The sequence below is a fragment of the Bdellovibrionales bacterium genome (assembly GCA_019750295.1).
In the GTDB taxonomy this organism is placed as follows: domain Bacteria; phylum Bdellovibrionota; class Bdellovibrionia; order Bdellovibrionales; family JAGQZY01; genus JAIEOS01.
The window spans coordinates 1-26061 of the sequence record JAIEOS010000130.1; the positions used below are offsets into that span (position 1 = coordinate 1).

At 47.8% G+C, this 26061-nt stretch carries 19 protein-coding genes; 13 read left to right on the top strand and 6 right to left on the bottom strand.

The window, feature by feature from the left end; translation table 11 throughout:
• Window positions 1-53 precede the first annotated feature (53 nt).
• Window positions 54-3950: a tail fiber domain-containing protein gene (locus K2Q26_15090; protein MBY0316844.1), complete on the top strand. Its 3897-nt coding sequence runs from the start codon at window positions 54-56 to the stop codon at window positions 3948-3950.
• Between the two features lie 93 nt (window positions 3951-4043).
• Window positions 4044-5963, top strand: a complete 1920-nt coding sequence (locus K2Q26_15095; GenBank protein ID MBY0316845.1) for a collagen-like protein — start codon at window positions 4044-4046, stop codon at window positions 5961-5963.
• A 4-nt stretch (window positions 5964-5967) separates the two neighbouring features.
• Here K2Q26_15095 and K2Q26_15100 read toward each other — a convergent pair whose 3' ends face one another.
• Both K2Q26_15100 and K2Q26_15105 read right to left on the bottom strand, forming a co-directional pair.
• Complete coding sequence (locus K2Q26_15100) at window positions 5968-6825, bottom strand: hypothetical protein (protein MBY0316846.1); 858 nt, start codon at window positions 6823-6825, stop codon at window positions 5968-5970.
• The gene (locus tag K2Q26_15105) at window positions 6825-8120 is read right to left on the bottom strand and encodes a hypothetical protein (protein ID MBY0316847.1); all 1296 of its coding nucleotides are present in this window, start codon (window positions 8118-8120) and stop codon (window positions 6825-6827) included. Before K2Q26_15105 ends, K2Q26_15100 begins: the two co-directional genes overlap by 1 nt.
• Window positions 8121-8269: 149 nt before the next feature.
• On the opposite strand from K2Q26_15105, the gene K2Q26_15110 reads away from it, so the two are divergent.
• From K2Q26_15110 to K2Q26_15120, 3 genes are all read left to right on the top strand, one after another.
• Entirely contained in the window at window positions 8270-8962 is a 693-nt protein-coding gene (locus tag K2Q26_15110; GenBank protein ID MBY0316848.1) for a hypothetical protein, read from the top strand.
• A gap of 3 nt (window positions 8963-8965) precedes the next feature.
• On the top strand, window positions 8966-9565 hold the full coding sequence (locus K2Q26_15115; GenBank protein MBY0316849.1) for a hypothetical protein: 600 nt from the start codon (window positions 8966-8968) through the stop codon (window positions 9563-9565).
• A gap of 71 nt (window positions 9566-9636) precedes the next feature.
• The gene (locus K2Q26_15120; GenBank protein ID MBY0316850.1) at window positions 9637-10371 is read left to right on the top strand and encodes a hypothetical protein; all 735 of its coding nucleotides are present in this window, start codon (window positions 9637-9639) and stop codon (window positions 10369-10371) included.
• A gap of 1 nt (window position 10372) precedes the next feature.
• Here K2Q26_15120 and lgt read toward each other — a convergent pair whose 3' ends face one another.
• Window positions 10373-11461: a prolipoprotein diacylglyceryl transferase gene (gene lgt / locus K2Q26_15125; protein MBY0316851.1), complete on the bottom strand. Its 1089-nt coding sequence runs from the start codon at window positions 11459-11461 to the stop codon at window positions 10373-10375.
• A 429-nt stretch (window positions 11462-11890) separates the two neighbouring features.
• Between lgt and K2Q26_15130 the strand changes: the two genes are divergently transcribed.
• From K2Q26_15130 to K2Q26_15155, 6 genes are all read left to right on the top strand, one after another.
• Window positions 11891-14593 (top strand): 2-oxoglutarate dehydrogenase E1 component, encoded by a 2703-nt coding sequence (locus K2Q26_15130; protein MBY0316852.1) that lies wholly within the window; start codon window positions 11891-11893, stop codon window positions 14591-14593.
• A gap of 9 nt (window positions 14594-14602) precedes the next feature.
• Window positions 14603-15886 (top strand): 2-oxoglutarate dehydrogenase complex dihydrolipoyllysine-residue succinyltransferase, encoded by a 1284-nt coding sequence (gene odhB, locus K2Q26_15135; GenBank protein MBY0316853.1) that lies wholly within the window; start codon window positions 14603-14605, stop codon window positions 15884-15886.
• Window positions 15887-17284: a dihydrolipoyl dehydrogenase gene (gene lpdA, locus K2Q26_15140; protein ID MBY0316854.1), complete on the top strand. Its 1398-nt coding sequence runs from the start codon at window positions 15887-15889 to the stop codon at window positions 17282-17284.
• A 40-nt stretch (window positions 17285-17324) separates the two neighbouring features.
• Complete coding sequence (locus tag K2Q26_15145) at window positions 17325-18626, top strand: thiolase family protein (GenBank protein MBY0316855.1); 1302 nt, start codon at window positions 17325-17327, stop codon at window positions 18624-18626.
• 16 nt (window positions 18627-18642) lie between these two features.
• Window positions 18643-20784: an enoyl-CoA hydratase/isomerase family protein gene (locus tag K2Q26_15150; GenBank protein MBY0316856.1), complete on the top strand. Its 2142-nt coding sequence runs from the start codon at window positions 18643-18645 to the stop codon at window positions 20782-20784.
• Window positions 20785-20858: 74 nt separating this feature from the next.
• Window positions 20859-21965 (top strand): TIGR04552 family protein, encoded by a 1107-nt coding sequence (locus tag K2Q26_15155; protein ID MBY0316857.1) that lies wholly within the window; start codon window positions 20859-20861, stop codon window positions 21963-21965.
• Here the strand turns inward: K2Q26_15155 and K2Q26_15160 are convergent.
• Window positions 21949-22446, bottom strand: a complete 498-nt coding sequence (locus K2Q26_15160) for a hypothetical protein (GenBank protein MBY0316858.1) — start codon at window positions 22444-22446, stop codon at window positions 21949-21951. The two genes, K2Q26_15155 and K2Q26_15160, sit on opposite strands and share 17 nt — an antisense overlap.
• 87 nt (window positions 22447-22533) lie before the next feature.
• On the opposite strand from K2Q26_15160, the gene K2Q26_15165 reads away from it, so the two are divergent.
• Together K2Q26_15165 and K2Q26_15170 are read left to right on the top strand one after the other, a co-directional pair.
• A complete protein-coding gene (locus tag K2Q26_15165; protein ID MBY0316859.1) occupies window positions 22534-22926 on the top strand; it encodes an NINE protein in 393 nt (130 codons plus the stop codon).
• Window positions 22927-23099: 173 nt separating this feature from the next.
• On the top strand, window positions 23100-23561 hold the full coding sequence (locus K2Q26_15170; GenBank protein MBY0316860.1) for a hypothetical protein: 462 nt from the start codon (window positions 23100-23102) through the stop codon (window positions 23559-23561).
• On the opposite strand, the gene K2Q26_15175 is transcribed toward K2Q26_15170, so the two are convergent.
• Window positions 23542-24420, bottom strand: a complete 879-nt coding sequence (locus K2Q26_15175) for a DMT family transporter (GenBank protein ID MBY0316861.1) — start codon at window positions 24418-24420, stop codon at window positions 23542-23544. The two genes, K2Q26_15170 and K2Q26_15175, sit on opposite strands and share 20 nt — an antisense overlap.
• Before the next feature lie 95 nt (window positions 24421-24515).
• Window positions 24516-25892, bottom strand: coding sequence for a hypothetical protein (locus K2Q26_15180; protein ID MBY0316862.1), 1377 nt, complete (start codon window positions 25890-25892; stop codon window positions 24516-24518).
• Window positions 25893-26061: the final 169 nt, after the last annotated feature.

Below are 26061 nucleotides of genomic sequence, written 5' to 3' on the forward strand. Positions count from 1 at the left end.
ATAGCACGAGCGATATATTATCGATTCAGACCACTGGAGTTGAGAGACTGAGAGTGGATTCAACAGGTAATGTGGGTGTCGGGACTACTAACCCTCAGTCTAGATTAGATGTTTCTGGGACGATCCGTGCCACGGAAATCTGCGATGAAAACGGTTCAAACTGTAAAGACATCTCAAGCGGTTGGGGCGCCGGTGGCGATATTGATGGTGTGACGACTGCGGCAGGATCAGGATTAACCGGCGGTACAGCCAGTGGGACTGCCACGATATCTGTTGTGACCGATGGTACAACGGTTGAGGTGAACGGATCGAATCAAATTCAAGTGCGCGACGGCGGGATCACAGCGGCGAAGATCGCATCTAACGCCGTCACCACTGCGAAAATACTTGATGCGAATGTGACGACGGCAAAAATCGCGGATGCCAATGTAACGAGCGTTAAGTTGGCCGCAGATTCCGTCACTTCCGCAAAAATCTTAGATGGAACAATTGCTGCGGCAGATCTGGCGTCTGATTCCGTGACCAGTGCCAAGATCGTTGATGGTACGATAGCGACAGCTGATATTGGAAATGGTTCCGTCACTGATGCAAAGATAGATACGGTGATGGTGAACAAGATCACCAGTGCGCTTGGGCAATATTTTACTTACGCCCCCAACGGAGGGGCTTGTGCTGCCGGTGAAGTTTTAAAGATGAATGCTTCAAGCCAGTGGGTTTGTGGTACAGACACGGGTGGAGTGACAGATCATGGAGCTCTCAGTGGTCTCGCAGATGACGATCACACTCAATATGTGATGCTTGCTGGTCGATCTGGTGGACAAAGTATCATTGGTGGCACGGCGGCGAGTAATAGTCTTACATTAGATTCTACAAGTTCTGTGACAAAGGGAAATATAGTCCTTCAGCCAAATGGTGGGAATGTTGGGATTGGTACAACCAATCCAGGGGCACCCCTCGATATTTCAAATACCAGAGGAGATAATGTCTATTTGAGAAATCCGGCTGCTGGAGACCCATGGAATTATATTGGCTTTTATAACAATACAAATCGTAGATGGTGGGCTGGTGCTGATAATTCAGGAAATTTTGCGATAACTCGAGATAACGCCGCAGGAAATATTCTTCTAAATGGTGGTAATGTAGGTATTGGGACTACAAATCCTAGTCGCCCTCTGCATTTGGCTAGTTCAACCTCTGCCACCATGATTTTGGAAAACACAGCGGCGGCTTCTAATCTCAAAAAACGTTATATTAATACGGGAAGTTTCGGTGCGGGAAGTATGACATTTGGAAAGTTCAGTGACGATATGTCTTCCTCTGCAGAACATATGACCATCGACACCTCAGGTAACGTCGGAATCGGAACGACGGCTCCAACCACTCGTTTAGATGTGGAAGGTACAATTCAAATCGGCGATGGGGGAGAGACGTGCTCTGTGGCGGCGAATGCCGGAATGGTGAAGTACTCGTCTGGTACGCTCCAGTATTGTAATGGAAGTTCGTGGCAAACTTTGGGTGTGAGCGGTTCTGGATTAACTACTTTGAATGGTCAAACAGGAAGCACACAAACATTTGCAGTGACAGCGACGGGCCTTGCACCAGCGATCAATTCAGCCTCGAACGTTCATACACTGAGTATTCCACTAGCCAGTGGTGCAGGTGTAACAAGCGGAACAATTTCAAAGACCGAGTATGACAGTTTTGTGGCAAAACTGAGTGCCGTTTCTGGAAGTACATTAAGTGCAGGAATGATATGGGTAGGTAACGGCAGTAATGCCGCTACGGCAGTGGCCATGAGTGGCGATGCGACATTAAGTAATACGGGTGCTCTGACGATTGCGAACAACGCAATTACCAATGTAAAAATCAGTGCCGATGCAGTGACCAGCGCTAAAATTCAAGACGGTACTATCGCATTAGCAGATCTTGCAACAAATTCTGTGGATTCCACGAAAATCGTAGATGGTGCCGTAGCGGCAGTGGATTTAGCTGCGGATTCAGTCACCAGTGCCAAGATCGTTGACGGCACAATAGCGACAGCAGATCTAGCAAACGGGGCAGTGACTGATGCAAAGATAGATACAGTGATGGTGAACAAGATCACCAGTGCGCTGGGCCAATATTTTACTTATGCGCCGAACGGAGGAGCTTGTGCTCCGGGTGAAGTTTTAAAGATGAATGCTTCAAGCCAGTGGGTTTGTGGTACAGACACGGGTGGAGTGACAGATCATGGAGCTCTCAGTGGTCTCGCAGATGACGATCACACTCAATACGTGATGCTTGCAGGCCGGAGCGGTGGCCAGAATCTTCGCGGCGGTACGGCGGCTAGTAACAATTTGACATTAGAGTCGACGAGCAATGCCACAAAAGGGTATGTGCTCCTTCAGCCGAATGGTGGTAACGTCGGTATCGGAACGACGAGTCCTGTGCGAAGACTTTCGGTTCAAGGGACTTCGATCGCCAACGGAAGCTATAGAACAATCAGTGTCAATGAGCCTGGTGCTGGCAATGAGAGTATTTCTCTCGGCTATGATGCCAATGGCAGTATTCATACAGCAGGATTTCTTCGCAGCAACAATAACTTGCCTCTTTCTCTGGGAACTTTGGTTACCCCAAATGCGGTCACAGTACTTGATGGCGGTAACGTCGGTATCGGCACGACGAGTCCCAATGCGCCGCTCGAAATTAATCGCGAAGTCTCTCAGACTAATATTTCTTTGGTTAACAGAACAAATTCAGCTTTGGATGGTGGTGGCGTAGTGGTTTATCGTAGTCGAGGCACAAACTCGAGCCCCTCGCATCTACTCTCTGGCGACCGTGTCGGATATTTTTCTTTTTCGAATGCACTCACAACATCTTCTTGGTCATCAATGGAATCCTATACGACTCAAAATCATACTGGATCTGCACAAGGTATGGACTTGCGATTCTCAGTTGTTCAGAATGGAACCACGGGAAGCCAGGAAAGAATGCGGATTGACCAAAACGGGAACGTCGGTATTGGCACTACAAGTCCAACTCAGACATTAGATGTGAACGGGCCGGCTGTAGTCCGTGGCCAACTTTCAGTTTTAGGTGGCTCAACTTCGGCAAACGCCTCTCTGATTATAAATAATAGCGCAAATACTCTCAGCCAACTTTATGTGAGAGGGGATGGCAACGTGGGTATCGGAACAGCAATCCCTACTGCAAAGCTTGAGGTTAGAGGGGGGCAGGTGTTCGTCCGCAATCCTTCGGGCACCGCTGGAGCTTTTTATAGCGATGGTGGGTCCGGCTTTGGAATTCATGGTGAATCCAATGCGAATTACGGCGTTTCTGGTAAAACGACCCATATTACTTATGGTGGAGTGGTGGGATACGCGCAAAATGGAACGAATTATGGGATTATCGGTCACGCCAACCAGTATGCAATCTACGGAGCGGGAGATGGATATATTTCTGGAACGATGTCTTGGGGGTCTGATGCTCGCCTCAAGGATAATATTCAACTCATTCCAGATGGACTCGAGTTTGTCATGAAGCTTCGTCCAGTCTCTTACACGTGGAAGCCAGACTCAGATCAAGCTCAGTTACAAAAAGGTCCTAAACATGGTTTTATCGCACAAGAAGTTCAAAAAATTCTTCCTGGTGCGGTCAAGGAAAACACTCCGCCTGTGATGCCAGGCCAAACCAAGAAAAGCCTCAATCAAAAGTTGGGAAAATTCCTTACAGTTGAGTACAACGAGTTTATTGCTTACATGGCGAAAGCGATTCAGGAGCTTTACGCCAAGTTCAAAGCGTTTGAGTCCAAAACAGACAAGCGCCTAGAAGCTTTGGAAAAACAAAATCAACTTTTAGTCCAACAACTTGAGCTCATGAAAAAACAGAACGAAGAGACTCAAAAGCAGTTGAAGGAATTACGGAACAAAAGCGACAGAATTCCAGCGAGCACAACTCTAAAGTCCAAATAAGAATCGGTTTTCCATATTCTTAGCTCTACATTTGACGACTGCGCCGAACTTTTTTCTTTCCTTTAAAACGATATCGTTGTTTAATTCAAAGTGATGAGACATATCTGCCTAATCCTTAGTCTTATTTATTTGCAGAGCTTAGCGTTTGCGCTGCCTTCCGAAATGACCTTTGACGTCTCCGGAGTTTCTGGCAAAGAGGGGGAGCGGGGCGCTTCGGGGTTTACCGGAGCAAAGCCTGGCGAAAGTGGTGCCGATGGGCAAGAGGGAAAAGATGGATCCCCCGGCGGCAATGCCGGTGAGATCTCGGTTACGATAGGATTTGTTGAAAAATCAAACGGCCAAAAAGTATATATCCGGGGTTATTTGCAAAAACCGGGTTCGCACGAAACTCAAGAGATCGAAAAAGAATTTGAGACCGCGTCCATCAATCAATTGACCTTCCTCGCCAGTGGCGGTGAGGGCGGAAAAGGTGGCGATGGGGGCGACGGCGGAGATGGCTCTCGCGGAAAGCAAGGGACCAACGGCACTGAGCTCGGATTTGGTCGCGACGGCGGCGCCGGTGGCGACGGCGGTAGCGGTGGAAATGGAGCTCGAGGCGGCCGTGGCGGTCGCGGTGGCGATGGCGGCCAAATCAAAATCACATTGGCGAAGGGCTCCGAAATCTTAGCCCCGCTGATTAAATACGAAACGATTGCTGGTCGAGGCGGTGAAGGTGGGCTTGGTGGGCAAAGCGGCACTGGCGGTCGAGGCGGACGCGGAGGGACAGCGGCCTGCGAAGTGTTCAATTCGGGAATTGATGCCACCTCTCACTTTTCGAAATGCGGTAAGAATGGCGCGAATGGTCGCGACGGTAGTAACGGAAAAAATGGAAGAACTGGAGGTAATGGCTCCAACGGTACGAATGGTCGCACTGAGTTTATTCACGCCGAGGGCGGACTGGCCTCAAGAAGTTACGCCGTCGAACTGACGCAGCTTGAGACCGAAGAAGAATATCTCGATGGAGTTTTTGAGGACGACGAAAAAGTGACGATCAAAGCTTTTACTCTGATCAATCTGGGCGCCAAAGATGTACCCGCCGGCGAATATAAATTTAAATTCTTCTCCCAAGATGAGCGTGTATTTAAAGAAGCACCACTTGAGCCGGGCAAACGCAAACGATTTGTTTTAGAAGCCCCGATCAAATTGAGTGTGGATCATATTAAGGACAGTGTGCCGATCGAGCTCCGAATTAATTCGGTTTTAATTAAGCTTAAGCTTCCTCAGGGATTGGTCACAGAGAAGCCTCTAGAACTGGTGGATGCGCAGATTCCCGCCATGAATGATTCCCGCAAAGAAGCAACAATTACCGCTAAAGTGAAGGATCTCGCCAAAAAAAGTTACGGAATCAATGGAGATCTTCACCGGAAGGTTTTTTTATCACTTCAATCGAAAAACCCCAATACTGTTTTGGCTGCGAAAGTGGGGGGCGAGGAGAGGTCATTGAAAGAGCCGTTTTCAATCGAGATTGAATCGATTGATCCTGGGGAAACAAAAACGGTGCAAATTCCATTTTTGATTAAAGGTGCGATCGTTGTGGGTTCTCGCGAAATTCTTAACCTTCAACTGATGACAACGACTTCCGAGGGGAAAGATAAAGCGATCGATGGAAAAGACTTACTGCTTAAGTTTACAGTGGACCCCACAAAAGCGGTCGACTACGGCGCCGATCTTCGAAATATGAAGATCAGTTGCAAGTTTCCAAAGCTATTCTGGTCCACGCGCACTTTAAAAAAATTAACGATCCGTAAGCCCGAAAATACCGATCGGGTGGATATTGGTTACAAGCTGAAGTCGGGTTTTTCCAACCCGCCGATCTACTCGGTGCATGTCGATGATATTCAGCATGTTCTCGTCAAACTTTTTGCCGGCACCGAGGTGACCAGAGACGACATTGTTGAGCTCATGAACTACGCTGTTCGCGAGGCCTCTCAGCAAAGCTCCGATGTCGACTGGCAGCTTTTAAAGTGTGAATAAATATTTAAAAGGGTCTCGGAAAAACTTCCACTTTGTGGCGGAATTCAGGCGGTATTTTTCGATCTAAAGTTTCGATCACTTCTCTTGTGGAGTGGCGGGCTGAAAGATGAATCATCACAATTTTTTCGGCGGGAATCGATGGGATGATTTTAGCCCACTCATCTAAGTGAATATGGCCCCACTCTCGAGCGGCTGCAATCGACTTTTTGTCGTCGATGAAAGTGGTCTCCATAAATAGCACGGATACGGGATCTTTAAATGTTTTTAGAAAGTCGATCGTTGCGTCTCCCGTGAAGGAAAAAAGACGCTCATCGATCATCTGATGAAGTTCTCCTTGAGCATTTTTAATATCTAGAATCTGTTCTCGGGAGAGGTTTTGCAGTTCGTTTTTCAGTTTCTTCTTTTGCTGGAGGAATGTGTAACCGACGCTGGGCACTCGATGCACGGTTTTAAAAACTTCGACCGCAGAGTTTTTATCAATCGTAATGCGGTCGCCGGGCTCTACGGGGACTAACTCAAAGTGATACTTGAAGTCCTCGATCTCTTGCCACAATTCAATGAGCTTTAAGAAGTTTTCGTAATAATGAGTCGGCAAATACACTTTCGCTGGTTTTAAGCCCCAAAGAGATCGCTGGGACAAGACATAATTGAGCCCACTGGCGTGGTCTGCGTGACCATGAGTAATAAAATAGTGGTTGCAGGGAATGTTAAACTGAATTCCCTGGGCGATATCGAAAGCGATCTTTTGGTTTTCGTAAACCAAAGAGGTCGACACTCCGGCAATGCTGTAGCCGTAAAAATTATGGTCCTTGTACTGCCAAGGGAATCCCCCCTTATGAGGGAATCGTGTTTCGGAATCCATTATTTATACAAGGCTAACTGTTTAGCGAGGATGTCATGTCCCAACCATAGCACCGGCGAGCGTGGCGCCCAGCTCTCGTGGAGCATAATCGATCCCGTGGACTTAAACACTTCTTCGCTGAGCACGAAGGTCATCAGGTTTTTTGGATCTTCGTGCATATCAATGAGATGATCGGAGGAGTCCAACATATAGGCCATTTGCTCTTTGGTGTTATGCTGGGGCCACTTGTCGTAATGAGAATGCGAGGTGATCAGTGGGCTTTTAAAATAGCCCAGGGTAAAATCCATAATCTCTTTAAACGAATGCTCCGGTTTTAATAAACTCTTACAGCTCGCCAAAATCTTTTGAGTATACGGAGTTTTTTCTTTTTCTAAGGCGCCGACGAGCGGGTAAAGAGAAACTTCCACGCCTTGAAAAATACCACTGGAGTTGGTGAGAATTTCGGGGCAATTGAATACACAAGTGTTGAGGCCTTTTCGCGAGAACTCCTGAGAGATCTCTTCGAGCTTCATCTTAGCCCAGCCTTGAAAGTACGGAGTGTATGTCTGCCATTTAAATTCGTCACCGTGCAAAACTTCTGTGCCGTGATACCCGTAAGCAACATAGGAGACGTGCCCTCCCTTTTTTTCAATTTTGCTTCGAAGGGGTGTTGTGAGTTCCATCAAATGCTTATAGGTGTAGGCCGTCACTTCCTCGAAGTTTTGAATGGCCATCTGACCCATGTCGGATTCGAGGAAATCTTTGGAGCTCACGAAACGATCTTCGCGACCTTTAAAAACGCGATTCATCACCGGCATGATAATTTTGGTGCGAGGGACACCACCGGCCATGGTGTGAACGAACAAAACATTTGCGCCATCAGGAATGAACTTCTCCAACTGATGGACAAATTCTTTGGTGTTTGAAATAAAACGCTCAGCCCCCCGCGCTCGAGATTCTTTGATTTTATCCCAAGGCATTTGAATATCGCGCCACTGATCCATCTTAAAGCCTGTCATGTAATCCACGGGAGTTTTTCCTGAGGAATCGGCTTCAAGGTCAAAGCCGGCTTCCAGCGGAATATTAATAAAGGGCTGTGGGATTGTTTCTGACTCCTCGGGAGTCAGTGCGCGCAAAGGGGAGTTGGCGCCATCTCGGCGACCGACGGTGGTGCGAACAATCGTAAGGCCATGACGTTGGGCCTCTTCCACGATCCCGTTGGCATAGCCTCGAGAAAAAAGCTCACCAAACAGAACAAGAACATCGCCTTTTTTATATGCCGCTTTTTGTGGCAATGACTTCATCGGTACGACCATGCGCAGCCCCCTTTAAATTGAGTGAAAACGAAAATAGCACGCTCGATCCTCCAGTCAAGAAGCAGCTTGCCTCCGAAAAGCCGCCCTTAGTCTAGGACACTCTTTAGTATTCTCGGTTTTTGAATGATACTAGCCAGAGGGAGAACTCTATGAAATCACTGGTGACCGTTTTGATCTTAATGCTGTCCTTTAATGTTTTTGCGCAAAGCCGATCTGGTCGCTCCAATAACAGCCAGCTCGCTGCTGTGATCAAGTGCATGAACTTTATCGCTGCCGACTCCAGTGTGAAATTAAGGCTTCCGTATGTGGCCCAGTATCCCGATGAACATTATTACGTTCAAGCTCGGGGAGGTACCGGATGCGAGCGAACAACAACGACCACCGGCGGTCGAACGACCGCTCAGGAGAACGAACGAGATGGTCTCACGGGCGTCATCGTCATTAACGCCAACGTCGCAAAATTCTGTCCTATCGGAACAGGCTCAACAGGTTTTGTGAGAGGGAAGCCGAATACAATAACAATCGGAGGACGGGAAGTGACTTATCCTCCGGCTCAGGCCGGTCAAGTGGCCCATAAAGTTTCGGGCTATGACGAGAGTCGCTGTTGTATTAATCCCGAATCTACAAACTATGTTGCAGAAAGAGTTCGCGGATATTTGATGAGCGGAGTTATTGCCTACGCCCGTGCGAAGCGTGCGGCGAATATGGAGCGGGCTGCCGTCATCCATTCTTTGCGACCCCACTGTGGTGATCAAACAGAGGGCGTCCGTATGGCATTTAGAGAAAATGCTCCTGCAACACCGCAAACTCCAACGGGCGAAACGCCTACCGTTGAACAATAAGCTATGAGAATGATCGCCGCTGGAATTATCGCTTTGTTTTCGATCTCGGTCTCAGCCGAGGAGGGTCGGGATCAGGCGGCACTCGCTCGGCAAATCCTTAGTTGCGTCACCTATCTCTCGCCCAAAGTAAAAGATAAAGATTCGCGCTATCATGTTCATAGTCCAAAAGCGCAGTTTTATTTTAATCTTGATACGAGTCCTCGCGGTGTTTATTCGCTTTCGGAGGCGGGGGCTGCGTTTTGCCCAGCGAACTTCCCGCGCAATGGTCACATTCAGTTTAGGATTCATCAGCAAGAGGTTCGCTATTCGACGTCTCGAGAGGGGCCTGAAAGCCGACTGGGTCGCTTGCAGTGCCAACCGATTTCGAGCGAGGCATTGGCGGTGATGAATCGTCAAGCGGAGGATTTGATTCGTAATTATGTGCGAACAAAATCTCAAGTGTTTGTCGATGATATTCAAAACGAGCTGGGCCCCTATTGTGGTCAGCGCCGAGATTTTATTAAACAGGCTGTGGCTGATACGCGACCTCCCGCCAAGCTCCCTTTACCCCCGCCGACTCCGTCGGTAGAGCCCGTCAGAAGTCCCACGCAATTCGGAAATTAAATCTCGACATCCTCGAGGTTTAGCTTCAAATTTTTTCTATTTTCAATAATAATATTTTCAGGAGAATTGTGATGAAATTAATCGCCCTGCTTGTTATTCTTGTTGTGTCAGCGGATGGAATGGCTCAGATGAGCATTTCACCGGCATCGAATTCAAATCCACAAAGACCTCGTCGAAGCGCGCCGCGACCCAAAAAAAATCGTCGCGATCCCACTCCGGCAGTGGCTCCGAAACCGCAAGCACCCACAGGGCCCTTTAGCGATATCATGAAGTGCACAAACTTTCTCGGCTCTCAGGTGAGCGAAACCACGTATCATATCGAAAGTCCGACGCATCATTATATTTTTCAAGAGCGAGGAATGGGATGTATTCGTGAAAACGATCTCGATCGCCCAGCAAACACAGCGGGCTTTTTGCAAATTACTGCCGCTGGCGCTCGATTTTGTCCACTGCCTGAGGGCACTGCAGGTCTTGCTCCCGGAAGGCCTAATCGATTTTCCGTGGGAGGATCCAGTGTGACCTATCCCCGGCAAACGGGTGGCCAAGTGGTTAATATTTTAGCGAACTTCCGCGAGGAAAGATGTTGTGTGGGGCAAAACCAAGGATTGCTTCGCGAAAAAGTTCTCATGCAAAAGAAAAGCTTGATCGAAAGATTTGCGACGTCGAAACAGTCGGCCCGCAGCGCTCGCGAGATCTCGGCAGAAATCACTCCTCATTGCGGAGCGGATTCTGAAAAGATCGTCAATGCGGCGTTGGGTGTGGATACTCGCACCAGCGAAGCCTCTATGGCACCCGTCGAACACTAGTTTACTTTTTCTTTTTTACTGGTTTACGAGAGGCGGCTTCTATAACTCCGCCTTGAGTCAATAGACCGCCCATGGCGGGAGCATTCCGACGTAGACTAATAATCATGAGTGTGACCCCAAATAAAAAAGTAAACAGACTTAAAAATTGTCCTCGGCTCAGCCCCAGAGGTAATTGGCTTAAGTCGGATAGGTGAGCGTCTGGGAGACGGAATTTTTCATCGATGATTCGAGAGAAGGAATAAACTATTAAATAGAGCGAGCAAATAATCCCCGGCTTACGAGGCTTGGCCCAGACAATCAAAATTAAAATGAGCGGAATTAATCCTTCGACCAAAGCTCCGTAAATTTGAGACGGGTGGCGTGGCTCCAAAATTCGTCCCATGGCTTCAGTGACAGCCACATTGCCTGATTGAATGGCATCGATGATTTTATCGGACGTCGCATACAGCATTCCTTGCGAGCGCTGGGCCACCCAAGATTGCCATTCGCTCGCGGAGACTCCCACTTGCGTCACCACTTCGGTCATTTGACCCAGTTTCGCAGGCTCATAGCCTATCCATCGATGCATATCCTGCGGAAACTTTACGGCCCAAGCTAAATCGGGAGAAGCCACTTTGCCCATGAGTTCGCCATTGATAAAGTTAGCAATGCGCCCTAAAAAAATTCCAACGGTAGCGCCGGTGATCGTGAGATCGCCCAAGTGAAGTGCATCTTTTTTACAGCGCCACGAAAAAAGTAAACACGCCAAAATGACACCAATAAATCCACCGTGACTCGCCATCCCACCTTCCCAAACAGCAAGCCCGCCCCAAAACGGAAAGCTCGAGCGAAAGTCAGTGAGCAACTCAGGACTGTAAAAAACCACATACCCAATGCGGCCTCCAAGCAACACCCCAAGAATCAAATACGTCAAAAAATCAGAAGCCTCGTCTAAAGAGAGTGTCGTCTTCTTCTGCTTGCTCATCCAGCTCATAAAAAAGAACGCGACAGCGAACCCCGTCAAATACGCCAGCGAATACCAACGAATCCCAAAGTTCCCCGAAATCTGCACAAGAAAAGGACTAAGATTGTGAACCCAAACGTCATTCATTAAGAACTCCTAATAAGCCCAAAGTATCCTAGACCAATGTAATTATGACAACGAAATTTCCAAGAGAATGCCTTCGAAAATTGAGAGTTGGATTTTAAAATGCCATTCAGCAAGCGATCGCCGCCCACGGAGGGGCGCGAAACGATCCATGGAGGGCGGAAAGTGCTCCAGCATTTTAGATGGCCGCCCGGATGGAGACTTTCGCTTGATGAGTGGCATTTTAAAATCCAACTCTCAATTTTCGAAGTGCTGAACCAAGAGTCTTGTCGCATTGATTCATTGAGTGCTGTTCGATGGTCAGGGAGGATAAAATAGTGTTATATTTCCCATAACCGTTCTTGCTAAAATGAGACGTTAATTATGGGTCGGTGGAGCTCACTTAAGTCGGGGCTTTGCTTAATCTGAACGCAGTCATCAAAGAGGTTTGTCTTGGCCGTAAATTTAAATAGCGAAAATTTAGAATACATCGAAAGTTTGTACGAAGTTTACAAAACGAATCCTGAGGAGCTCGATGAAAAGTGGCGCTCGTTTTTTTCGGGTGTTGATTTTGCCTCTGAATCTGCCGGTGGTGGAATTTCTTCTAAAGAATTAAACGTTTATAATTTGATTCAAGCCTATCGCGACTACGGGCACTTTCAAGCGAACTTGGATCCTTTGTCTTCTCGTCCAACGATGGGTGATCTTTCACTTAAGAACTTTGGCCTTACCGAAGCCGATTTAAATTCGACATTTTCTGTGGGCAAAATCGTTGGTCTGCAAAATGCGACGCTTAAGGGAATCATCGAGCATCTTCAAAAAAGTTATTGCGGCACCATCACGGCTCAGGTCTCCGATGCGGTGAAGGGTGTTCGCGAGTGGTTCCATAACGAAATGGAAAAACCGGCGCCGATGTTTGACGCCGAAAAGAAGAAGATGATTCTTCAGCATCTTGTGCGCACAGAATCTTTAGAAAAATTTATTCACACTCGCTTTGTGGGAACGAAACGTTTCTCCATCGAAGGTGCTGATGCGATGATTCCGATGTTCGAGCATTTGACTGTAAAAGGTCGGGAGCTCGGTGTGGAAGAGATCGTTATCGGTATGGCTCACCGAGGCCGCGTCAATGTTCTTACGAATTTTATGGATAAGGGCATGGAAGTGATCCTCGCTCAATTTGACGGGCACACAGATGATATTCCTGACTACGATGGGGACGTGAAGTATCACATGGGATACTCCGTGGATAAAAAAACTCCCCACGGGGATTGTCACATTTCTTTAGCGTTTAATCCGAGTCACCTCGAAGCGGTGAATCCTGTGGTGTGCGGTATGGCTCGCGCCAAACAGAGATTTAGAAAAGACACTGCGGATCGCAAAAAAGTGGTTCCCGTCCTTGTTCACGGGGATGCCGCTTTTCCTGGTCAAGGTGTGGTTGCCGAAACGCTACAGCTCGCTCACCTCAAAGGTTACACGGTGGGTGGAACAATCCATTTGATCATCGATAACCAGGTGGGCTTTACCGCGAATGCGGAAGAGACTCGCAGTTCGCCGTACTCTTCGGACGCGGGTAAAACTCAGCAAGTTCCAGTGATTCACGTGAATGGTGATGACGCCGAAGCTTGTGTGCGCGCCATGGACATTTCCATTCGCTTCCGTCAGCAGTTCAACCGCGATGTGATCGTCAACATCATTTGTTATCGCCGCTTTGGTCACAACGAGGGCGATGAGCCGGCGTACACGCAACCCACCATGTATCAGACAATTAAAGCGCATCCCACTCCTTGCGAAATTTACAGTAAACGTTTGATGCAGGAAAAAGTCATCGATGCCGCCTATTATGAGGGCTTCTACAAAGAGAAGATGGATAATCTCCAAAAGATTTTAGATGACGTTCGCAAAACTCCACCGAAGTTCAAGCCCCAAGCTTTTGGTGGCGCGTGGAAGGGTCTCCGCCGTCCTTCCGATAAAGACTTCGTGGCTCCGTACAATACAGGAACACCGTTAGCGACACTCAAGAAAGTGGGCGCGCAGTTAACCACGATGCCTGCGGGCTTTAAGATTCATCCTAAGCTTCAGAAGCTCATCGATACGCGCAAAGAGATGGTCGAAGGAAAAATTCCAGTGGACTGGGGGATGGCAGAGCTTCTTTCTTACGGCTCTACAATTCTCGAAGGCAACTCCGTTCGTCTCTCGGGACAAGACTGCGTGCGCGGAACTTTCACTCACAGACATTCGTGCTTTTATGATTTCAATACCGGTGAAGAGTACAACCCTCTAGAGCAGCTGCGCGAGGACAAAGAATTTTGCGTTTACAACAGTCCTCTTTCCGAAATGGCCGTCCTCGGATTCGAGTACGGAAATTCAAGTTCTGATCCCAGCTTTCTCACGATTTGGGAAGCCCAGTTTGGAGATTTCGCAAACGGTGCGCAAATCATTATCGATCAATTTTTAGCGAGTGGCGAGCAAAAGTGGATGCGCATGAGTGGCCTCACGATGCTTCTACCTCACGGCTACGAGGGTCAAGGACCAGAGCACTCGAGTGCTCGTCTCGAAAGATTCTTACAACTCTGTGCTCAAAATAACATGCAAGTGGTGAATATGACCACTCCGGCGCAATTGTTCCACGCTCTTCGTCGCCAAGTGAAGCGCGATTTCCGCGTGCCTCTGATTGTGATGTCGCCGAAATCTTTACTTCGCCATCCGAAAGTGATCTCGACGATGAAGGAGCTTTCGGAAGGTCGCTTCTACGAAGTGATCCCAGATGCAGAAACCGAAATGACAGCGGCAAAAAAAATGGTTTTAGTTTCGGGCAAGCTTTACTACGAATTGTTAGATCAAAAAGAAAAGTTAAAAGCCAAAGATGTGGCGCTGGTTCGCGTTGAGCAATTGTACCCTTTCCCTAAGAAGCAATTGGCCGATCTTTTAAAGCCCGCAAAAAAATTAGAGAAAATTATTTGGGCGCAAGAAGAGCCAAAAAACATGGGCGCATGGAATTACATTTGTCATCCGTTACAGCAGCTAGTGGATGAAATGAGCCTCAGTGCTTCGCTCGAATACATCGGGCGCGATCATCGTGCGAGCCCAGCGACTGGCACAACCAAAAAACATATTACTGAGCAAACCGCAATTATTAGCGAAGTCTTTAAGAAGTAGGAGAGATAGATTATGTCGGATATCAAAGTACCAGCAGTAGGTGAGTCGATTACCGAAGCCACCATTGGCTCTTGGATCAAAAAATCAGGAGATATCGTTAAGCAAGGGGAAGTGATCCTCTCTCTAGAAACCGATAAGGCCAGCGTCGAAGTGGTTGCGGAAACCGATGGTCAACTGACGACCACAGCGAACGAAGGCGACACGGTGAAAATCGGTGCGGTTGTCGGGAAAATTGATCCGTCCAAAGCGGGTGCGAAAGACACGGCGCCAGCCGCTAAGGAAGTTCCCGCGGCGAGTGCTGGGAAAACTGCTCCGTCGACCCCAGCTGCTCCTCCTGCTCTAGTTTCTCCTCCTGCTCAAGTTGCTCCGCAATCGAGCAGCGGTAGTGGAGCGCAAGATGTGCATTTAAGTCCCGCGGTTCGTCGCGTGGTCGGTGAGCGTGGCCTTGATCCTTCACAAATTGCGGGAACAGGAAAAGGCGGTCGCATCACTAAGCAAGATGCGATGGAAGCCAATCCGACACCTGCAAAAGCAGCAAGTCCCGCGAAAGAGTCTCCGGTTCCTTCAGCTCCAGCGCGGGCTCCTGCTCCGGCCGGCACCATCGATCGCGTGCCGATGACAACCATTCGTAAAAAAATCGCCGAGCGTTTGGTGTCGGCGCAACAAACAGCGGCCATCCTCACTACATTTAACGAAGTGGATATGACCGCGATTCTCGATCTTCGAGCCAAATACAAGGATGGTTTCGAAAAACGCCATAAGGTGCGTTTAGGATTTATGGGATTTTTTGTAAAAGCGGTGATTCAAGGTCTTAAAGAATTCCCAGCCGTGAATGCTTCGATTGATGGAACCGACATTCTTTATAAAAACTTTTATAATATCGGTGTCGCCGTAAGTACTCCCAAGGGTCTTGTGGTTCCTGTGATTAAAAATGCAGATCAAATGTCACTTGCGGAAATCGAAATCAAAATTAACGAATTTGCAGTGAAGGCTCGCGATGGTAAAATTTCCATCGACGATATGGCTGATGGCACCTTCACCGTGAGTAACGGGGGCGTGTTCGGCTCGCTCATGTCGACGCCAATTCTTAACCCGCCTCAGTCGGGGATTTTAGGAATGCACAAAACAGAAAAACGCGCCGTCGTGGTTGATGATCAAATTGTGATTCGTCCGATGATGTACGTCGCGTTATCTTACGATCACCGAATGATCGATGGTCGTGAGTCCGTGAGTTTCTTAGTGAGAGTTAAAGAATGCCTCGAAGATCCTTCGCGCATTCTCATGGAGATATAAATGAGTGATAGTGTTTATGATGTCGTAATTGTTGGAGCTGGCCCCGGCGGTTATACCGGCGCCATTCGTGCGGCGCAGTTGGGCTTAAAAACCGCCGTGATCGAAAAGAATCCCACCCTCGGTGGAACATGTTTAAATATTGGCTGTATTCCTTCGAAAGCTCTGTTGGATTCGAGCGAGCATTTTTCGATGGCTCAGCACGATCTCGCGTCTCACGGGGTAGATCTTCCCAAAGTGGGATTAAATCTCCCGGTGATGATGAAGCGCAAAGAGAAAATCGTCGGCGAACTCACCGGAGGGATTGAGTTTCTCTTTAAGAAAAATAAAATCGATTGGATTAAGGGTGCCGGAAAAATCACCGGCCAAGGTGAAGTGCTTGTTTCCGGAAAAACCAAAATCCAGGCGAAGCACATCATCCTCGCGACGGGCAGTGTGCCGGTGGAACTTCCCTTCCTTCCTTTTGATGGAAAGACCGTGGTTTCTTCAACCGAAGCTTTAAGTTTTGACAAAGTTCCAGAACACCTCATTGTTGTGGGTGGAGGAGCTATCGGGCTAGAGATGGGTTCCGTTTGGCTGAGATTAGGCGCCAAAGTGACCGTGATTGAATTCGCCGATAAAATTTGTGGTCCTATGGATAAACAGATTTCTAACGATCTTTTACGCATTCTTAAGAAGCAGGGGATGGAATTTATTCTTTCCTCGAAGGTCACGGGCGCGGATACAAAAAGCAAAACAGTCACCGTCAATTACGAGTCCGTGGCTGATGGTAAAAAGGGAAGCGTTCAAGGAGATAAGATTCTCGTTTCTGTAGGACGTAAGCCTTTCATGAAAGATCTCGGCCTCGAAGAGGTCGGCGTGAAGCTCACAGATCGTGGGCAAATCGCTGTGGATGAACACTTTCAAACTTCAGTCCCCGGTATTTACGCCGTGGGCGATGTCACACCGGGTGCAATGTTGGCCCACAAGGCGGAAGAGGAAGGCGTGGCACTTGCCGAAATTCTTGCGGGCAAACCGGGGCACGTGAACTACCATACTGTGCCTTGGGTGATTTACACATGGCCCGAAGTGGCGGGAGTGGGTTACTCGGAGGAAGAATTAAAAGCTAAGGGCACGGAATACAACTCCGGTTCTTTTCCGTTCTCGGCCAATGGTCGTGCGAAAGCTTTGGGCTTTACCGACGGGCGAGTTAAAATTTTAGCAGATAAGAAAACCGATTTAGTTTTAGGAGTGCATATTGTTGGACCTCGAGCTTCCGACATGATTGCCGAAGCGGTGGTGGCGATGGAGTTTGGTGCGAGCAGTGAGGATATCGCTCGCAGCTTCCATGCGCACCCGACGTTATCGGAAGTGATGCGAGAAGCGGCCCTAGCCGTGGATAAACGAGCTCGTCAGAGTTAACATTGTAGAGCCTCCGCGCGAGGCTTCAGAGGAGTTTCAGATGGATAAATCAGCAAACGATGTTGTGATAGTTGATGGAGTGAGAACTCCCTTTGCCAAAGCCGGGACCGTATTACAGGACGTGCATGCGGCAGAGCTCGGGCAGATCGCCCTTCAGGAATTGATTGCCAGAACCAATCTCGATACGAAAATGGTCGACGAAGTCATCATCGGCTGCGTGGGTAATCCTGCAGATGCTGTGAACATCGGTCGAGTGGTCGCGCTTCGCGCCGGGATTCCGCAAAATGTATCGGCGCACACGGTTCATAGAAACTGCGCGTCCGCTCTCGAAAGTATCTCTTCGGGATACAACATGATCAAGGCGGGCTCTGCCGATGTGGTGGTCGCCGGTGGAACAGAAAACATGTCTCAAGCGCCGCTGATGTTTGGTAAAAAAATGACCGAGCTTTTTGCAAAACTTCAATTTTCGAAAACAGCGGGGCAAAAGATCGGAGCGCTGTTAGGTTTTAGACCGTCGTTTTTAGCGCCTCGAGTTTCCATCATGGAAGCGCTCACAGATCCTTTTGTCGGCATCAACATGGGACAAACGGCAGAGATTCTTGCGAAAGAGTTTGGCATTAGCCGCGAAGAGCAAGATCAGTTTGCTTTGCGCTCCCATCAACGTGCTGTCGATGCCACGAAGAATGGGAAACTGGGCAAAGAGATGACTCCCATTTTTATCGGGCCCGATTACAAAAAAGTTTTAGATAAAGATAACGGTCCTCGCGATGGTCAAGCCATCGAAGCTTTGCAAAAGTTAAAGCCTTACTTTGATCGCAAGACGGGAACCATTACGGTAGGAAATGCGTGTCCTCTGACAGACGGCGCGGCGATGATGCTACTCATGAGTCGCAAGAAAGCTCAAGAGTTAGGCTTGAAGCCTATCGCTCGTATTCGCGGATACGCTTTTGCAGGCTTAGAGCCTGAGCGTATGGGACTCGGTCCTGCGTATGCATCTCCGCTCGCACTTAAAAAATCGGGTCTCGAGTTAAAGCAGATGGATTTGATTGAACTGAACGAAGCTTTTGCGGCGCAAGTGATTGCTTGCCAAAAGGCTCTCGCCAGCGAAAAATGGTGCCAAGAAAAACTGGGAACTTCCGGTGCAGTGGGTGAAATTGATCCGAATAAATTAAACGTGAACGGCGGGGCGATTGCAATTGGTCACCCTGTAGGTGCGACTGGTTCGCGTCTGGTGCTCACACTGGTTAAAGAATTACAACGTCGCGGACAACAGTTTGGTCTGGCAACATTGTGTATCGGTGGAGGACAAGGTGGAGCTATGGTCGTCGAAAACGAAGGATAATCAGGCAGGAGATGAAATGAGTATTCAAGAAAGTTTAAAAATCACCCCTAAAGGCGAAGTGGCTCTTCTCGAGTGGGATCATATTGGTGAAAAAGTAAATAAGCTGAGCACGCCGATCATGATGCGCCTTAAGGAGATTTTAGCGGATTTGCAAAAATCGTCCTACAAGGCAGTTGTTGTTATTTCTCGCAAGCCTAAGATTTTCATTGCGGGTGCAGATATCGAAGAAATTAAAAATTTGAAATCGCGCGATGATATTAAGTACGCGGTCGAGCAGGGTCAAGCCATCATGAATTTGGTGGAGGATCTCTCCATTCCCGTGATCGCAGCGATCAATGGGGCGTGCGTCGGTGGTGGTTGTGAATTTGTGATGGCTTGCGATTATCGGATCGCTTCTGAAGACAAAAGCACAAAGATTGGCCTTCCCGAAGTGAAGCTCGGAATTATACCTGGATTTGGCGGCTGCGTGCGCATGCCTCGAATGATCGGTGTAATGAATGCATTAGATATTATTCTCGCGGGGAAAACGGTTCCCGCGCAAAAAGCATACAAAATGGGACTTGTGGATCAAGTGGTTCACCCCAGCATTCTCGAAGCTGAGGCTCTCAAGCTCGCTCAAAAGGTCATTAAAGAGGGTGGTAAGAAACGCCACAAGAAGTATGCGGGGAAAACCCTCATGGAAAAAACCATGAACTCTCTTTTACTGCCGGTTGTCTTTAAGAAGGCAAAAGCCACAGTGATGGAGCAGAGCCACGGTCATTACCCGGCTCCTCTCGAAGCTCTCGATGTGATCAAGAAGTCGCACAACAAATCGCGCGACAAGGCTCTTCAAATCGAAGTCGAAGGCTTTTGCAATGTGGCTGGCGGTTCGGTCAGTAAAAACTTAATCAACATTTTCTTTATGATGGAAAATGTGAAAAAACGTTCGGGCGTTGCGAATAAGGATGTCAAACCAAAGCCAGTGAAGAGTGTTGCGGTTTTGGGCGCAGGGACTATGGGGGGCGGTATCGCTTACATGGGAGCTGAGAACAATATCCATATGCGTTTAAAAGACATCAATAACGATGCGATCGCCAAAGGCTTCCAAGCCGCACGAAAAATTTGGCAAGGCGCACTCAAGCGTAAGTACATTACAAAGTACGAGCTCATTGAAAAAATGAGTCACGTGACAGGCGGAACGGACTACTCCGGTTTTAAAGGCATGGATGTGATCATCGAAGCCATCGTTGAGAATATGGACGTTAAAAAGAAGGTGATCGCGGAAACGTACGCGCAAAGCCGCGAGGATGTGATCATTGCTACGAACACATCTTCCCTCAGTGTCACCGAGATGGCCGAAGCTCACCCTCGTCCCGAAAATTTTGTGGGCATGCACTTTTTTAATCCAGTGAACAAAATGCCATTGGTCGAAGTTATCCGCGGTCCAAAAACCAGCGACGAAACGACGGCCACGATCTTTGAGCTTTCTAAAAAAATGGGAAAAACTCCGATTGTGGTGAAAGACGGCGTGGGCTTCTTGGTGAATCGTCTTTTGATTCCGTATTTGATCGAAGCCGCCTTTTTCCTTCAAGAAGGCATGGATATTCAAAAGGTCGATGACGTTTTCGTAAAACAATTTGGAATGCCAATGGGCCCCTTCCATCTCATGGACGAAGTCGGTATCGATGTGTGCGTGAAAGTGTCTAAGATCTTTAAAAAGGCTTTAGGCGAGCGTCTACAAATGCCCGAAACTTTAATGAAGCTCGAAGAGACGGATCGTCTAGGTAAAAAGAATTTTAAAGGCTTTTACAAGTGGGATTCTAAAGGGAAAAAAGAGGGTGTCGACGAGTCTGTTTATAAAGACCTCGGTCTTCCCACTCCGACCAATCCCATTTCCGACGAAGATCTCATCGGACGTGCGATGTTCAACATGGTGAACGAAGCCGCTCTTGTTCTGATCGAAGAAAAGATTGTCGAGTCTGCAGAAGATGTCGATATGGGAATGATCATGGGAACAGGTTTCCCTCCGTTCCGTGGAGGACTTCTTCGCTATGCAGATAGCGTCGGTTCCGAGAAGATCGTTGATACGCTTGAACTGTATGCAAAGAAGTACGGGCATCGTTTTAAACCATCAAATCCATTGCGATCGATGGCGAAAACTCAACGTACGTTCTACTAGGGCGAACAGCATGTCATCCTGAGCGAAAGCGAAGAATCTTTCGAGATCCCTCGCTTTCGCTCAGGATGACGATTGTGAATTTTCATGGAGGAGAAGTGCTCAATTATCGATTCCGTCGACATAACCTAGAGACATTATTGGGCGGAGTTTCCTCGCTGGATCTCTCATTTATGTCCATCGATTCTACAGAAGATGCCCATGACTTTCTCTCGTCCTACGGCTTCGACTGGAGTGATGAGAGTGATCGCAAGCGATTGTATGGGTTTTACCAAAAAGCTTTGGTCTTTTTAAAAACGTCGATCCTTGAACCTGACGAGCACATTCCGTCCTCACTTTCGGATTTGAATGAAATGAAGGACCTGCGCCAACTCCTCGTGAACGTCAATCAAAAGGCAGATATTCCTACTGATGTTCGAACGTGGTCCTGCGCTCTCCTTAAAGTGATGCATGTGATTATTCATTTTAGTCACGACATGTACTCGATTTTTCCTGAAGCGATCCAAGAGCAAATTCTTTCGCCGATCAATTCGGTGATTCAGGAGGATCCAGTGGCGGGGTCCACTGTCTTGCAGGTGGGTGCACAGACAGAAATGATCAAGCTCTATAAGTACGAGCAAAAGCCGGTGAAGGATTTTCGCAGTAGCATTATTAAGCTTTTGGCGAAGCGGAAACTCTTTGCTCTGAATATCTACGACAACATCGGCGTTCGCTTTGTGACAAAAAACATCTTCGATTCCTTTCGCGTCTGTCGGTTTTTGACCCAGAATGGAATTTTAAATTCCATGCACAGTATTACGGACCAATCTGCGAATACGGTCTATCCTACCAACTTGTTCTTAGAGGTAATGGATAACCTAAGAACCAAAGGGGAGGCGCTTGATCCTAATGAGGTCACGGCAATTCTCGAGAAGAAGCTCGAAGAGAATCACGATCGTGCGGAGTATTTGCAGAAAGACAATAGTTTCTCAGGTGAAGGGTATCAGTTTATTAAATTTATCAGTCGCCGATTTATCAATGTCGACATCAATGGAGAACCTCATCGGTTTTTCTATCCCTTTGAGGTTCAGATCGTCACTCAAGAGGATTATCTCAAGAGCTTTACTGGGGATCAAGCGCACGACACCTATAAGGATCGACAACGTCAGGCCGCTCGCAAACGCTTACTTAATTTTGCAAACTAACTTTCTCCAAATGATGAATGGCATCCTCGATGAGAGTTTCCGTTCCGGGTCTCCAGCCCTGGATCCTTTCCACTATTTTTCCGTTATTGAAAAAATGAAACTGTGGCGTGGACTTTAAATTTGGAATTTGGGGAAGAATTGCGTCCATATGTATAATGATATGCTTGTATTCGCTCTGAGCATTCCATTCATCGACAACTCGGGCGTGAGCTTCAAAATTTTCATCAGCTAAAGGAGTAAGGAATATCGCATTCGTTTTAAAATACTTTTGAATTGCAGGGGTAAATTGACTGAAGGCTTTTTGGCAAAAATGGCATCCGGGATGACTGATCATCACTACTTTTTTTCCAGTCATATAAAGTGGAGTGATGTTTTGCGCGGCTTCAAAAACGGGCTTTTTCGAAGTCGAGTCCGACAGGTGTTGCGATGTTTGACAGCCGAAAAGAGCAAATAAAAGTAATCCCCAAAAGATAGTTTTCATAATTCAATATTAGTATTCAGTGATTTAGGCGTCGAGAATTGATGCGTAACGCATCGTCAATGAGCTACCGATTTGGTAGAAGATCGTATGTCTAAAAACACTCATTCAATACCCTTGGGATATATTTTGTGGCTCTTTGGATTTACAGGAGCTCATCGATTTTACTACGGTAAGCCCATCACCGGAGTTATTTGGTTTTGTACATTGGGACTTCTCGGGGTCGGCTGGTTGATTGATATATTTTTGATTCCAGGAATGGACCGGGAGGCCGAGCGGCGCTACGGAGATGGTCTTGGCACTATCGATTATAATATTGCCTGGTTGCTGCTGACCTTTCTCGGACTGCTCGGGGTTCATCGCTTGTACATGCGCAAATACTTAACCGCGGTCATTTGGTTTTTTACCGGGGGATTGTTTCTAGTGGGCTACCTTTACGACTTCCTAACCCTTAATGATCAAATTCACGAGATCGATCGTTAGAGATTTACGGCTTTTGTAAAACTTTAAGACAAAACCATGGTCGAGGTGGATTTAAATCGTATTCGTTGGATTTAAAGCGCGATGACCTGTGGTTGCGGAAAAAAACCCGCAATCTCCGCCATGAATTCACTTTTGGGATTATGTCCTCGCCTTTTGTCGCCGAACTGAGAGACATGGAAACACACAAAAATTTTTCGATGTCGAAGTTTTTCATCAATATGGTCGTGAGTGCTGCGGCTCTCCTGATCCTCTTCGCCGTTCAGCAGGCTTCTGCGGGAACCACTGCGGAGTATAAGTGCACGAGTTCTTGTAACTTCTGTGTGAATTACGGAAAGCGAACGGTGTGCTCCGAAAAGTTTAATGACGATTCGGAAGATTTCGAAATCGCCAAACGCTTAAGTAAAATGGTGAACGATGGAGTTATCGATCCGGGCTCTGATCTAAAAACAGGATTTAAGGTGAAATCGTTTTCGTCGAAATACTTTAACTGTGATTTCGTCGCTAAAAAGATTCAGCAATGGGAATCGGCTCGTGCCAATCTTTGTAAGCCGTCCGTAGCTAAGAACGGAAAAAAAACCTCGAACCGAGCTCCGGCCAGTAAAAAAGAGCCCGCGGTTAATCTATTAGAAGAATAAGAACTCCGGCTCCTGCTAAAAAGAAAACCAAGGCAATTATGAGATAAAGGCTTGGTTTTTTTCTTTCTTTAATGCACTCAAAAAAAGAAGCGAACAGGGGGCCAGAGACTCCTACCGCGGCGATTGAAGCGAGATGTCCCTCGCGAATAGCCGTTAAATACAAAAAGAGCGAAACAAAAGTCCCGCAAAAAGAAACCAATATCACACGTCCCATTTCATAAGGGGGCAGGGAGAGAAACTTTTCCGTAGTTCTCATGTTTTTTATAAATCCAAAAAGCACAAAAAAGACCACGGCGCCACCGGCCCGGTAGAGGTTGGCTTGAAGGACGCCCAATTCGGGTTGAGCTTCAAAGGACCAACGGGTCAGTATCACGCCGGCGTTGTCAAAAATCACACCGATGAGAGCGGCGACCAATCCCCAGATCTCCCAATGTCCCTCGGTGCGATATCTCTCAAGACTAAACGTGTAGAGGCAACCGATAAAAAAGAAGATCGCAAGCAGCCGTTCGGGATTGAGGTCTTGCTGGAATAAAAATCGAGCGGCGATTCCGATAAACAGAGGTTGGAATCCAAAGAGGATGAGAGTTCGAGCAGCACCAATCCGTGCGTAGGCACTCAATAGAAAGATATCACCAATGGCCAAGCCCAGCAGTCCACTGACGACCAATGCGACAATCACCGGAACTGGGAGTTGAACCCAAGTCTCAAACAAAAATGTTGTTAACACGAGAGCGACAAACAAAACGGTCGCTTTAATGGTGTTCATCCAAACAGGAGAGAAACGCCGAGCATACTCGGTGTAATACACAGAGCTGATCGCAAAAACCAACGAAGATCCCACAGCAAACAAGTAAGGCATCCCGTGATAGGTACCAGGTACCTTTTGCGGATGCGATGTATAAAATTAAAATGGCGCGATTGTGATTCGTCGCATCCGCAAAAGGTAACGGGCACCTAGCGGTTGAGGACGGTCCATGTTTGTCCGCGGTCGGCGGTGTAGAGTTTTAAGGGATTTTTGATGCCGACGTCGAGCTCAACGATGAGTTGTTGCGATGACCCGTTGAGTGTCTCGATATTTCGGATCTTTGTGTTTTGTACCGTCGAGAGCCGATGTCGTTTTAAGGCTTCGAAAATAGCTCCCCAGTGAACATAGGGAGTGAAGTGTTCCCCGTTATCAAAGCTCACTTTGTCATCCACGAAAAGCACTCCGTCTTTCGATACCGTAAACACGGGGCTTCTCTGCGAAAAGCCCCGTATCGGAAACCAGTTTTTACCGTCTTGAGTTCGATAAAGGCCTTCCATAGCACCAAACGTGGACGCGAAACGAATGTGATTAAAAAGCGGGTTCACTAAACTTTTCTGAATATCTTTCTGCGCAATCTCAAGACTCGTAGGGATCGTCGTGGGAATATCTTTCGATTGCCACCACACCGGTCCCAATTCTCGAATCTGCGATTGCGTCCAGGTTTGCTCCACGATGTTTTGTTGAATCATCGGAGTCCACGGTTTGAGTTGAGTGATCATTTCACTTGAAGTCGAAGGCTCTTGGTATAAAGAGACTTCGTCCGCCATGGTTCCAAGCCAAAGAGGGTTGACATAAATGGCGTAAACTTTTTTATCGAGCAGTGATCTCTGCGGAGCTACCATTCCTTCGCTGGTTTTCACCTTCATCGCAATATCAATGCGCGAGAGAATGTCCTTTCGAGGAATAAAACCGGTGTAAGTTTGATACGAAACTTTAACCCAGTCTCCTTTGATCTCGATCGGTTTTAGGCGCTGACCCGCGGTGAGTTTCCGAGACCACTGGCTTTTAATGCTCGGCTGGCCATAGAGAGACGTCATCCGCACCGTAATAAAGTATCCTGCATCCTTCGCCACTGGGTAAAGGTAAGCGGCCTCGGTCCAGAAGTTGGCGTCGCCCACTCTCACCAAGCATCGATCTCCCACCACTTCAAGAATCGAGACGATTCCTTCCTTTTGAGAGACCATAGGGGCTGCAGTGATTTGAAGTTCCTTTTCTGGGTACAAAGGGCTTTGCGCTAAAAGAGTGGCTTTTGATGAAAAATGCAAAGGAGTGAGGAGAGCCTCTTTCGGCGTCCAACCGATGAGACCCTCTGTGGTCTTCACGTGAACCCATACGCTTTTCTGGGAGGTGATCTTTTGGCGATTTAATGTCTCAAGACTGTAATGCCCCGTCGGAACAGGGGAGGTCGGTTTAAGATACACGGGAATTCCCGCGTTCGATGGAGAAGGGCTTCGGTGTGGAATAGCCCAGGCCTGAGAGAGTCCTGCCATCAAAGCCAATTGAAAGGCCGTGGCTTTTAGCATCATAAACCCAGAGAGATTACGACGAAAGATCGTGGTGCTGAAATCAATGGCAGGCATGCTTTTAGTCTGAGTGAGTCGAGGCGGCTGTGCAACCCTAGACACGCCCAACGTCTCAGGGTGTTTTCAGAGGAAGAACCGGGCTTTTTTGGTTGAACTTCGGTCGCCGCTTTGA